Source organism: Methanogenium cariaci JCM 10550 (genome assembly GCF_001315945.1).
GTDB classification, from domain to species: Archaea; Halobacteriota; Methanomicrobia; order Methanomicrobiales; family Methanomicrobiaceae; genus Methanogenium; species Methanogenium cariaci.
This window is the reverse complement of sequence record NZ_BBBG01000002.1, coordinates 62049-74309: the sequence shown is the minus strand read 5'-3', so window position 1 is coordinate 74309 and position 12261 is coordinate 62049. Positions and strand designations below refer to the sequence as shown.

The following is a 12261-nucleotide window of genomic DNA, read 5'->3' as shown; positions in this document are numbered from 1 at the left end:
CACCGATGGCCACATTGGCACCCAGTGCCGCAGATTCAAACGCATCACATGCTTTTATCTGATTCCCAGTCTCGTAGACAACAAGAAGACTACCGGGTACATAATCAGGATAACTGCGTTCTGAAATCACCTCTTTTATCAAAGACGGATTCTCGCTGGATTGATTCCCCCCCGGCAACGGATGGATGATACACTGCTATTTCCTCCTTCGGACAATGCCGAAATATTCAGGGTCGCGCTGGAATACGCATATGCTACCTCACCGGGCGCACCCGCAGCGGCGGGAATGATACCGAATCCTGCAAAGAAGAGCAGGACACACAAAATTACGGAGACTGCTGAATGATTCAATTATTTCACCTCTATTAAATGGTAATTAATACGCTATGTAAATAAAAGTATATTGAAATCGATTTACCATATATAATGTTGTGTAAATCGGAAAACCACCCGGAAAGTGGTATCCGGTATCTTTTTGCACGGCGATAATCCGGCAAAAATATGAACAACAGAAGATACCTCATCACACGAGTCCGATATCCCCGACCGATACAGATGAATATCCAAACAAAATGGATGACAGAAAACATCACCCGGAACGGATCAGCACATAACGCTCTTTCCCTATTTTCTGTTTTGAAAAGAGAGGATAAAACCACGAAATCCACCCATCCAAAGACAACCCAGACCACAGACCCCCCCCAAAACCGCCCGATTCTTTTTTATATAGAGAACCCTAATCTGTATGGAATCGATTACCCGTGTGGTTGTGTGCCTAAAACCATAAAGGGGGGATTTGAATAAACCATGGATTCACTCGTCTATCTGGCACCATTATGTGCCTGATTGCTCTCCTCTTTGCAGGACTGTCCTTTAAAAAGGTCAGATCCGAAGGGGAAGGCAGTGAGCTCATCAAAAAGCTCACAACCGTGATACACAAAAGTGCGATGGTGTACTTAAACACCCAGTACAAGTATATCGCGGTCTTTGTGATTGTACTCGCGATCATCCTGACAATACTCATCAGCCCGTTAACCGCGGTCTGTTTCGTCATTGGAGCAACCCTCTCCGCAACTGCCGGTTACATCGGCATGTTCACCGCAACCTCCGCAAACGGCCGGACCGCACATGCAGCCACCCGTGGCATTGCTGACGCATTCCGTGTCTCCTTTGCATCGGGAACGGTTATGGGTATGACGGTTGTCGGTCTCGGCCTCTTTGGTCTCTCCGTGGCATTTATCGGAGTGTCCACCCTGATGGACGGTTCCACCATCTATGACATTGTCAATGTCGTGGCAGGATTCTCGCTCGGTGCAAGTTCAATAGCACTCTTCGCCCGTGTCGGTGGCGGTATCTTTACGAAGGCCGCAGACGTCGGTGCTGACCTCGTCGGCAAAGTCGAGGCAGGTATCCCTGAAGATGACGCCCGAAACCCTGCTGTCATTGCAGACAATGTCGGTGACAACGTCGGTGACATCGCCGGTATGGGTGCAGACCTTTACGAGTCCTACGTCGGCTCAATCATCTCCACCATGCTTCTTGCTGCTGCAGCAATTCTCACCATCAGCAAGGGCGGCGACATCAGCCTGATCCTCGGCATTGAATCCACCGCAGCCTCAGCGGCATGCCCGAGTACAACCTTGTTGTCCTCCCGATGGTCATCGCCGCAGTCGGTATCATCTGTTCCATCATCGGTTCGTTCTTCGTCAAAACAAAGAAGACCGAGTCTTCCGCTATTCACATGGCATTCAACATGGGCCTTGTAGCAGCACTTGTCCTTGTGGTCGCAGCAACCTATTTCATCGCCACCACGCTTCTCGGAAGCTATGGATTCGGTGTCTTTGTTGCCTGTGTCTCCGGTCTTGTGGCAGGGTTCCTGGTTGGACAGGTCACTGAGTACTACACGTCATACGAACGCAAACCTACCCAGACCATTGCAAAGTCCTGTGAGACAGGCGCTGCAACAAACATCATCACCGGGTTTGCAAAGGGTATGGAGTCAACCCTCATCCCGACCCTCCTGATCGGACTTGCCATCTACATCGCATTCACCTTCGCAGGTCTCTATGGTATTGCTATTGCTGCAGTCGGTATGCTTGCAACGCTTGGTATCTCCCTTGCAGTCGATGCATACGGACCTGTCGCAGACAATGCAGGTGGTATTGCAGAGATGAGCCACCAGCCCGAGTCTGTCCGTGAGATCACCGACACCCTCGATGCAGTCGGGAACACCACTGCAGCGATTGGTAAGGGATTTGCAATCGGTTCAGCAGCACTCACCGCACTCGCACTTTTTGCGTCATACGGTATTGCAGTGGGCCTCGAATCAATCGATGTCATGCAGCCTCCTGTCTTCATCGGTCTTCTCATCGGTGCGATGCTTCCGTTCCTCTTCTCATCCATGACGATGATGGCAGTTGGACGTGCAGCATATGCCATTGTGATTGAAGTCCGCCGTCAGTTCAAGGAGATTAAGGGTATTATGGAAGGGAAAACAGAGCCTGACTACACGGCATGTATCTCTATTTCCACTGCCTCCGCTCTGCGCGAGATGATCCTTCCGGGAGTCATCGCCATCGCAGCACCTATCATCGTTGGTATTGTCCTCGGGAAAGACGCACTCGGTGGTCTTCTCGTCGGTTCACTCGGTGCAGGATTTATGCTTGCAATCACCATGGCAAACGCCGGTGGTGCATGGGATAATGCAAAGAAATACATCGAAATGGGCCACCTTGGCGGCAAGGGATCTGATTCCCACAAGGCTGCTGTCACTGGTGACACCGTCGGTGACCCGTTCAAGGATACCTCCGGCCCTGCCATCAATATTCTTCTGAAGCTGATGAGCATCGTCGCAGTGGTCTTTGCACCGCTCTTCCTCTAATTCAACATTTTTTTGCTTCGATTCTTTCTAAGAGAGAGCACCAATCTTCCTTCTTTGCGAGAACGGTAATTTTTCTATCTGGCTGCATCATTCGGATATCTTTGCCTATCGGATGAGTGGATCTCTCCCCCCCCTACGGCAATGTAATCTCAGGAACCAAGAAAAAAAGAGGAGAGCAAAGATGCACCCCCCCAAATTCATAACAGAGTTGCAAATTCATGGGTTGTGTTTGTTCTGCCGGATCTGAATCGGCGTCTGACCTCAGATACGGTAAGATATACTGTGTAAATTCAAAACAGGGAATTTACACCCCCTATCACACGAGATCGTTCATCCCACACCCGACCGACGGCAAGAAAGAGACGAGAAGGAAGCAACTCCTCCGAGTATGAGGGAGAGGCCACAGATAAGAATAGCCGAACATCCGGAGTAGACCAGAAATCCGGGAAGGATCCCCATTGCAAGCCCGGACAAAATCAGTGTTCCTGCGACAAGAAGGAAAAGCCCGACCAGTCCTGCGGCCCTGCGAAAGAGGCGGCCGTTTCCGGTCCGCCATGCCTGAAACAGACAGATGAAAAGGATGACAGCAAGAGCGAGCACCAGCAGTTCAGAGGGCGATGAAAATTCAAGATGAAACATATTCTCGAAATAAGACGGGCTATATTTATGCGTGAAGTCGCCCAGAAACGGCCAGTACCAGCTTTGTGGCACACTCCACATCGCATCGGCGAGCTGGTGAGAGAGCATCCCTGCCGCAATAAAGAGGAGACCGGGGGGGTGCCGCCACTTCTTCAGGACAATAACTCCCAGAAGGGCCACAAGAGCACAGACAGTCAGGCTGTGAAAGAAGATTCGGCCGTTGCCCATACTCTCCAGAATGATATGGCCAACCGGTTTATCGATGATGTCCGGGAGGAGACTGCCAATGCACAGTAGATGAGGGCCCGGCAGTCCCTCGTGAGATACAACAGAAATATCCCCCCCAGCGTAACGCCGATTAAAAGATGGACTGCAGGAAGCATGGATGGTTCTCTCCGTATATTTTTTTCATATTCTTTTGCTGCCTTTCTGGTGTTTTTTTGGGATTTTTAATGGTCTGTGGCAAGTGATGGCGTCGGTCTGACCCTTGATTCCGTCAGCTTCGTTACCATCTGGGTTGAATGGACATGGTTACTGCCGGGGAAGAAAGACCGCATTCATCTCTTTGAAAGATGCCATGCCATAGAGAAACCGGTCACCGGGAGAAGTATCCCCCCCGCTGCTGTTATTTATTCGCGTGTGTGACGATATGCCGCATCTCGGGAAGAATCAGTTTTACCATCGCAAGCCGGACAGCGGGTGTGGAACCGGGGATACAGAAGACTGCACGCTGGTCAATGATACCTGCTGCGGCCCGTGATAGGAGAACGCGGGTGCCGACATCCTCCAGACTGAATATTCGGAAGAGTTCGCCAAATCCGTCCAGGGTCTTCTCAAAGAGCGGGGGGGCCACTGCCTCAATCGTGCAGTCATCATGCGTTATTCCGGTCCCGCCATTGATAATAACGCAGGTTGCTACCAGCAGTGCCTCCTGAAGCGCCTGCGGATGGCGCCAATCTCATCCGGTACGACCCGGTAGAAGGTGACCGGAATATCTGCTGCCTCACTGAGCTCTTTGATCGCAGCTCCGGAGATATCCTCATCTGCTGTTCGCGATGTTGAAACGGTGATCACTGCGGTCTGAAGATTGATGTCACTGAGATGGGATGCGTCCATACCAATGATGGTTGTATTGTAACCTCTTCAGAATACCGGTTACTCTACTCATCCGCACGCTGACACTGGATAAATGATGGTGCTAAGGGAAAGATGGTGTTAAAAGAAAAGAAGGGAAGAGGGAGGGAAGGAGAATTAATCTGAAAAAATATGGATTGGGAAACATACTGATCTGAATAAACAGTCAGGAGAAGGAGGACTAAACTCAGACAGAAAAGATAAAAATTCCGGCAAAGATAAAATTGAAAATGGTTTTTGGTTTTGAAGGAAATTGTTCCACCGATAAAATTGTTTAAGAAATACCACAATTTCTAGTGGAAACACAACTTAGGAGATGAAAATGGTATATACCTGCGATGAATTCAGTCAGAATGCATCGAGATAATGAAAAATACTCTTGAAAATATGGAAAAAATTTTTGAAGCAATTTAGAAAATATAATCTAAGAAAATAAACTGTTTCTGTATTGTCATAAAACCGGATTCATATTCATTTTTATATGATCAGAAAATGAGGGGGACCCCCCCTTTGTTTCCACTGGAAAAGATATTCGGGAACATACCCATTAGAATGTCAGACAAATCATCCCATATCATCACATCAGGTCTCATATTTGTTACAAATTATTATCATATTTTTTTTGAAATGTCTTTATTTCCAATACCTCTATTCCTATGATACTATTTATTATCCTGATTTGTGACTTTTTTGAACTTGATTTTGATCCCATTTGGATTTTATTTGGATCGAATGGGGGGGACAGCATCCAGATCGTATTCTGATCGAATTCTGATCAGATTTGGATTTCATTCGGATCAAATGAGGACATCATCTTGATCATATTCTGATCAGATTTGGATTTTATTTGGATCGAATGGGGGACAGCATCCGGATCGTATTCAGATTGAATTCTGATCATATTTGGATCTGATTTAGATCGAATGGGGACATCATCTTGATCATATTCAGATTAAATTCTGATCAAATTTGGATCTGATTTATTGTTTGACCAGCAATTTGCGATCCTTTTGTAGATCATTAAAGTACTTTATATATTATTAAAAATAGAATGTTTAATAGCTTTTTTTATCACACTTTTAAAAAATATCTATTTTTTCTCCCTCCAAAAATTTCCTTCTTCACAACATTTTCCGTTCCAGTGGAAACAAAGGGGGGTGGGGGGGAGTTATCTCTCCCCAAAAATCCTCCACATTCTAAAAAATTAAATTTTTTCAATGTTTAATCGATTAAACAAAGATTATATGATTTTTTGAAATGTGGAGGTAAATTTCGAGTTCCAGTGGAAATAAAGGGGGTTTTAATAACAATTTAAGCCGCAAAAATGTAAAAAAAGTATATTTTAACGATCATATGGGGATTTTTTTGAAAAATAACTCATTATCGGTGTTTTTTAAAATATATGCAATAATGCTTGATTTTTTAAAGGAGAAATACTGAAAACCATTGAAAAAATTATTTTTGTATAGTGCGGCAGGTCAAAAAATGGTTCAGTTTTCTTTTGATTCACACACATTTTTACCTCTCGTTTAGATCTCCCTCCTCTTTCCCGGTTGCTTCTGTCTGTGTTTTTCCCTCATAAGGACAAAAGCCATTTAGATACCTTTAGTATAGCTCCCATCCACATACATATATCCAATGGAAATACCGCATGTGGAGGTGACGGATTCAAATGGGAGAAGAAAACAACACACCCAATCATATATATGAAGACCGTCCAGGGGGGGAGGCGAATCCATCCGAAGAGGAACAGAATTCTTCAATAGGGCTTTTTCAGAAATATCTTAAAGACCGATCGATCTTTAAAAATAGGGAAGTGCTCAGGCACTCGTACCGTCCACAGATACTGCCGCACCGGAAAGAGCAGATGGATACGATAGCATCCATCCTCGCGCCGTCCATCCGGAATGAAACACCCTCAAATATCCTGATATATGGCAAGACCGGAACCGGGAAGACAGCCTCTGTCCGTTATGTCGGTGCAGAACTGGAGAAGGCCTGCGGCTCGGTGGGTGTGGAGTGCAACGTCGTGCATCTCAACTGCGAGATCATCGATACCCAGTACCGGGTATTTGCACAGATAGCAACGCTTCTTGAAGACGACGAAGGGCGCTCGTCTGACCGCCCGCGTTCCACTATCCCGATGACCGGGTGGCCGACTGACCAGGTATATACGGAACTCAAAAATCTCATTGAGGCAATTGGTGGTGTCCACATCATAGTACTTGACGAGATCGACAAACTGGTTAAAAAATCCGGTGACGAAACTCTCTACAACCTCTCGCGCATCAATTCTGAACTGAAAAATGCGAAGGTCTGCCTCGTGGGTATTTCCAACGATTTGCTCTTCACCAGTTATCTGGATCACCGGGTACTCTCATCCCTGTCGGAAGAAGAGATTGTCTTCCCCCCCTATAATGCGCCGCAGTTGGTGGATATTCTCCAGCAACGTGCAGATTATGCGTTCAACGAAGGAGTTCTTGACGAGAGTGTTATTCCACTCTGTGCGGCGCTTGCCGCCCAGGAACATGGCGATGCCCGCCGGGCACTGGACCTCCTGCGGGTCTCCGGTGAACTCACCGAACGCAAGAATGTGGAGATGGTCACCGAGAAACATGTCCGTGAAGCCCGCAATAAGATTGAAGCCGATAGTCTCATTGAATGTGTCAAGACCCTGCCTTCTCAGTCAAAAGCTGTGCTCTATGCGATGCTGCTCTTTCCTGAAATGAACAAACAGGTCTTCACCTCCGGGGGGGAAGTGGTTCAGGTTTACCGCGACGTCGCCCTGGCGCTTGATCTTGATGTCCTCACCCACCGGCGTATTACTGACCTCATCTCAGAACTTGACATGCTCGGTGTGATCAAGGCACGCCTCGTTTCGCGCGGGCGCTATGGAAGGACAAAAGAGATGTGGTTTGGTGCCGGAACCAAGAAGATCCTCGAGACCCTTCAGCAGGAAGGTCGGTTTTCAGACGAGCGTCTGAATCAGATTGATATATCTCGGTATAAAACATTATTCCGGTGAAAAAAATCATGGACGCCAAAGACTGGCTGCTCCTTCGCATTCTCGAAGAAGACAGCGCACAGGATATGAGTGAGGTGGCTGACCTCACAGACCTGAGTGAGGCTGAGGTTAAAGAGCGTGTCTCTGTCATGGAAAATGACAAGATCATCCGGGGCTACTGCGCGAGTGTAGACTGGGAGAAGGCAGGCGAAGGAGTGGCAGCGGCGACCGTGAATCTTAAAGTGACTCCTGAGCGTGACGTCGGCTACGACCGTATCGCCGAGCGCATTGCCCGGTTCCCCCCCCAGGTCTGTTCCCTGCGCCTCATCAGCGGGGGGGAATACGATTTTGAACTTCGCATTACCGGGAAGAATATCCAGGATATCACCCGTTTTGTCTCAGAACATATTGCACCGATGGAGCAGATTCGTGAGACTGCCACGATTATTGTGATGAAGAGCTACAAGGAGAACGGGAGAATACTCTACGACAGGAAAGAGGGAGAGCGCCTTCCATTTTCATTTTAGGGTGAAATATTATGAGAGATTTTATTTCAGCACGAACCCACCGGATTCCACCGTCGGGTATCCGCAAGTTCTTTGATATCGTACAGGAGATGGACGACGTCATCTCCCTCGGCGTCGGCGAACCCGATTATGCAACACCATGGGTTGCCTGTGAGGCAGGCATTGCCTCCGTTGAGCAGGGCCAGACGTCCTATACCTCAAACCGCGGTCTGCCCGAACTGCGCACCGAGGCATCACGATACCTTACCAGACGCTTCGGTGTAGATTACCACCCGGAAGATGAGATGCTCATCACGACCGGCGCATCCGAAGCCCTTGACATCGCCATCCGGGCGGTTACCGATCCCGCGATGAGATTCTCATCGCCGATCCCTCCTATGTCTCCTATGGCCCCCCCGGCGTCATGCTCTCTGGCGGCGTGCCCGTGCGGGTGCCCTGCCGGATGGAGGATGCATTTCGGCTGACCCCGGACGCTCTGATGGAGAAGATCACCCCCCCGAAGTCAAAGGCGGTCATCTGCAACTTCCCGAACAACCCGACCGGGGGGGGTGATGTCACGCGAGGACTACCGCGGTATCGCGGATGTCATCTGTGATCATGATCTCCTCTTAATATCGGACGAAATTTATACCGAGATGACCTACGACGGTGAGATGACGAGTGCTGTCCAGGCAGACGGACTCCAGGAACGCACGATTCTCATCAACGGCTTCTCGAAGTCATATGCGATGACCGGCTGGCGGGTTGCTATCTCTGTGCGCCGAAAGAACTCTGCGACGCCATACTCAAGATTCATCAGTATGTGATGCTCTCGGCACCGACCATGAGCCAGTACGCGGCCGTCGGTGCCCTGAAGAACGCTGACCACGACCGCGAGGAGATGGTGACCGAGTACCAGATGCGGCGCAACCTCTTTGTCCGGGGCCTCAACCGCGTTGGTCTCACCTGCCATCTACCCCCCCGCGGGGCGTTCTATGCATTTCCGTCCATTAAGGATTTCGGCCTTTCTGACGTTGAATTTGCAGAACGCCTCTTAAAAGAGCAGCATGTGGCAGTGGTGCCGGGCAGTGTCTTCGGTCCGTCCGGAGATGGGCACCTGCGCTGTGCCTATGCGGTCTCCCGCGAAGATCTGCGTGAGTCGGTCCGGCGGATTGAGGCATTTATCGCGTCATTGTGACGGAGTATTTACTTCTGCACCATCTCTTTTTCCATGGGAAATCGTCACCATGTCGGGAGACGGATAAGAGAGACCGGGTAGCATGTACCCCTCTGCTTCCACTGGAACCGAAGAGCACTGTCCAATAGGAGAGGGCAGGTATTCAGACGGGGTTTGTCTTTTCAGTCTGTGTCACTCGGGCATTGTCCGGGTTGTCGGTTCGGTGATTCGGCTGGGTGACTATAGGGTGACGGGTCCGAACTTTTGATTTCTCTCGTTGTCAGACATAAAGCATTCCGATTCGTTTCAACCCCCCCCTTGTTTCCACTGGAGATTTATAGTGCATCAGAGCAACCGGCTGATTTTCGGATTCTATTGTAAGGTTTTATGTGCTCACTGTTCCAATGATTATTTGATCGAATAATGAGCTGCACAATCATCGTCGGTGGGTTTTTTGGAGATGAGGGGGGGAAGGGCAAAATCGTTGCCCATGTCGCCCATAAGGACAAACCGTCCATCATCTCCCGGGGGGGAGGAGTCGGCCCGAATGCTGGCCATACAGTAAAAGTCGGGGGGGAAAAGGAATATGGCGTACGGATGATCCCATCGGGTTTTGTCTTTCCGGATGCACGCCTATTTATCGGCACAGGTGTGCTGGTCGACCCAAGGGTTCTGAAACAGGAAATAGAGTATGTCGGAGTTGACGGCCGGATCTTCATTGATGGCCGCTGTTCCATTATTGAGGAGAAGCATATCGAGCAGGATCGTGCCAATGAATATCTCTCCAAGACCATAGGTTCCACCGGAACCGGGTGTGGGCCTGCGAATGTTGACCGGGTGCAGCGGGTTGCAACGCAGGCAAAAGATGTGCCCGAACTCGCACCATATGTCATCGATGCCGCCCAGGAGGTTAATGATGCCCTGGATCGCAACGAGACGGTTCTTCTGGAAGGAACACAGGGGGGGTTCGGTATATCCCTGTATTGGGGAACCTATCCCTATGTCACCTCCAAGGATACCTCGGCATCGCAGATTGCAGCCGACAATGGTGTCGGCCCGACCCGCATTGATGATGTGATCGTCGTATTCAAGGCCTATCCGACACGGGTCGGCGAAGGGCCCTTCGGAACCGAGATGACAAAAGAGGAGTCACATTCCCTCGGTATCGAAGAGTTTGGCACCGTCACCCACCGCGAACGCCGTATCGGCTGCTGGGACGGGAAGATGGCCCGTTACTCTGCCATGATCAACGGCTGCACCATCGGTGCCATCACCGGCATCGACAATGTCGATGAAGCATGCTACGGGGGGGCGACCGAATACAGCCAGCTCACCGAGAAGGCACTGGCCTTCATCCGTCAGGCAGAAGAGGATATTGGTGTCCCTGTCAAACTCATATCAACAGGGCCCGAGATGACTCAGATCATCGATATCCGGTGAGAGTATGAAGACAGAAACCATTGAGATTCTCTGCTGTCCGGTCTGCAGAGGGGGGGATCTTGAGCTGATTGCAACTGAGACGGTGGAAACAGAGAGCGGCGCCACCGACATCATCACCGGCATTTTGCGGTGCGGAGCATGCGGCATTGATTATCCGATAACAGAGGGGGGGATACCGAACCTGCTCCCTCCGGAAAATACACCTGACCAATAATATCCATCATAGGGGGGGAGAATGGCACTGTATGGCAGAGATCTGTGAAATACATCTGAACAGGCGACAGATAAATGCGGTTGACGCACCGCCAAAGACAATAGTTGAGCCCGGGACTGACCTCGTCGTCCGGTTTGTCAACCACGGCTCATCGATTCACCTGACGCTGAAGGCCATCAATGCCTCCCCCGTTCACAGAATTTTATCACGCAAATATTTATGTTCCGGATACTGAGGATTTCAGCATTCCCATCCGGGATTATGCACCCTCCGGCGAATTTTCCCTGCAGGTGATCGTCGGCTACGGGACAAGGAGTGAGGAGGCGGTAATAGAGGTCGTGCGCCCGGATGTTGAGGAGACGTTCACCGATAGTCCCGACCTCCCTGAACTGGACGATGGCAGGCGTGCTGTGGGCCACTTCTCACCGGGTGCCGTTCTCCCGGTGGCTGTTACAATCGGTCTCTCCCTGCTGCTCTATGGCCTCTGGCTGATGGAGGGAGAAATAATCTATAATTTCATCGCCTACGTGCTCCTCTTCCTTGGTGTCATCGTTGCATGGTTTTCGAACCGGTGATCATCTGGGCGGCCCTCGCGGCTGATCGTGTTGCAGGTGATCCCCCCAACCGCTGGCACCCGACCGCCTGGCTGGGGGGGCAGTTCATCGGATGGTGGGGGGGCACGCCCGGCCGTTTTTCTCCATCAGCAGAACGTCTGTATGGTGTCGTCTGTTGTCTGTGTACAGTTGTTATCTTTGCAATCCCGTTCTATCTGGTATCACGTTTTTTTCCACCGCTCTTCTATATCGTGGCAGGTGTGGTTCTGCTCTCTCTGACCGTGGGGTGGCGGTCCCTTGAGGAACATGTCGCAGCTGTGGAACAGGGGGGGCTTTCCCGTGGCGGCGGCCGGGATGAGGTACAGATGCTTGTCTCCCGTAACACCGGCACCCTGAGCGATGAAGAAGTTCTCTCTGCCGCCTATGAATCGATGGCAGAGAATCTTACGGACGCAATTATTGGTCCTCTCTTCTGGTTTACTCTAGGAGGTCTTCCAGGGGGGGCGGCTGTCTTCCGGGCCGCAAACACGATGGACGCGATGCTTGGTTACCGCGATCACCGTCGGTATATCGGTTGGTTTCCGGCCCGTCTGGATGATGTGCTCTGTTACCTGCCGCACGATTTGCTGGTCTCTGCCTTCTTCTCTGGTTTCTTCCCTTTGGGCGTGCCGGTGACGCCTGGCGGTGTATGCGCCGCGATGCACACCTGCGG

General features: G+C 50.2%; 10 protein-coding genes and 4 pseudogenes. 11 read left to right on the top strand and 3 right to left on the bottom strand.

What is annotated here, in order from left to right:
- Nucleotides 1–181: 181 nt before the first annotated feature.
- Together JCM10550_RS17960 and JCM10550_RS02620 are read left to right on the top strand one after the other, a co-directional pair.
- Nucleotides 182–346, top strand: a complete 165-nt coding sequence (locus JCM10550_RS17960) for a hypothetical protein (protein ID WP_157199854.1) — start codon at nucleotides 182–184, stop codon at nucleotides 344–346.
- 461 nt (nucleotides 347–807) lie between these two features.
- Nucleotides 808–2881: pseudogene (locus JCM10550_RS02620) on the top strand (sodium-translocating pyrophosphatase).
- A 330-nt stretch (nucleotides 2882–3211) separates the two neighbouring features.
- Here the strand turns inward: JCM10550_RS02620 and JCM10550_RS02615 are convergent.
- Both JCM10550_RS02615 and JCM10550_RS21595 read right to left on the bottom strand, forming a co-directional pair.
- Complete coding sequence (locus JCM10550_RS02615; RefSeq protein ID WP_245618676.1) at nucleotides 3212–3757, bottom strand: metal-dependent hydrolase; 546 nt, start codon at nucleotides 3755–3757, stop codon at nucleotides 3212–3214.
- Complete coding sequence (locus JCM10550_RS21595; protein WP_245618646.1) at nucleotides 3715–3903, bottom strand: hypothetical protein; 189 nt, start codon at nucleotides 3901–3903, stop codon at nucleotides 3715–3717. Before JCM10550_RS21595 ends, JCM10550_RS02615 begins: the two co-directional genes overlap by 43 nt.
- A gap of 76 nt (nucleotides 3904–3979) precedes the next feature.
- Here JCM10550_RS21595 and JCM10550_RS02610 point away from each other — a divergent pair, with 76 nt between their 5' ends.
- Nucleotides 3980–4165: a hypothetical protein gene (locus JCM10550_RS02610; protein ID WP_062396750.1), complete on the top strand. Its 186-nt coding sequence runs from the start codon at nucleotides 3980–3982 to the stop codon at nucleotides 4163–4165.
- Here JCM10550_RS02610 and JCM10550_RS02605 read toward each other — a convergent pair.
- Nucleotides 4146–4636: pseudogene (locus JCM10550_RS02605) on the bottom strand (MogA/MoaB family molybdenum cofactor biosynthesis protein). The gene JCM10550_RS02610 and the pseudogene JCM10550_RS02605 overlap by 20 nt on opposite strands.
- Before the next feature lie 1780 nt (nucleotides 4637–6416).
- On the opposite strand from JCM10550_RS02605, the gene JCM10550_RS02600 reads away from it, so the two are divergent.
- The 8 genes and pseudogenes from JCM10550_RS02600 to JCM10550_RS21590 form a co-directional block, all read left to right on the top strand.
- Nucleotides 6417–7679, top strand: coding sequence for an ORC1-type DNA replication protein (locus JCM10550_RS02600; RefSeq protein WP_245618675.1), 1263 nt, complete (start codon nucleotides 6417–6419; stop codon nucleotides 7677–7679).
- 8 nt (nucleotides 7680–7687) lie between these two features.
- Nucleotides 7688–8185: an Lrp/AsnC family transcriptional regulator gene (locus tag JCM10550_RS02595; RefSeq protein ID WP_062397001.1), complete on the top strand. Its 498-nt coding sequence runs from the start codon at nucleotides 7688–7690 to the stop codon at nucleotides 8183–8185.
- An 11-nt stretch (nucleotides 8186–8196) separates the two neighbouring features.
- Nucleotides 8197–9362: pseudogene (locus JCM10550_RS02590) on the top strand (aminotransferase class I/II-fold pyridoxal phosphate-dependent enzyme).
- Nucleotides 9363–9764: 402 nt separating this feature from the next.
- Nucleotides 9765–10781, top strand: coding sequence for an adenylosuccinate synthetase (locus tag JCM10550_RS02585; RefSeq protein WP_062396749.1), 1017 nt, complete (start codon nucleotides 9765–9767; stop codon nucleotides 10779–10781).
- A gap of 4 nt (nucleotides 10782–10785) precedes the next feature.
- Nucleotides 10786–10995, top strand: coding sequence for a Trm112 family protein (locus JCM10550_RS02580; RefSeq protein WP_062396747.1), 210 nt, complete (start codon nucleotides 10786–10788; stop codon nucleotides 10993–10995).
- A 31-nt stretch (nucleotides 10996–11026) separates the two neighbouring features.
- A complete protein-coding gene (locus JCM10550_RS20235; protein WP_218185082.1) occupies nucleotides 11027–11230 on the top strand; it encodes a hypothetical protein in 204 nt (67 codons plus the stop codon).
- A 55-nt stretch (nucleotides 11231–11285) separates the two neighbouring features.
- Nucleotides 11286–11570: a hypothetical protein gene (locus JCM10550_RS02575; RefSeq protein WP_218185081.1), complete on the top strand. Its 285-nt coding sequence runs from the start codon at nucleotides 11286–11288 to the stop codon at nucleotides 11568–11570.
- A pseudogene (locus JCM10550_RS21590) lies at nucleotides 11552–12121 on the top strand (CobD/CbiB family cobalamin biosynthesis protein); the annotation flags it as partial. The gene JCM10550_RS02575 and the pseudogene JCM10550_RS21590, both read left to right, overlap by 19 nt.
- Nucleotides 12122–12261 lie beyond the last annotated feature (140 nt).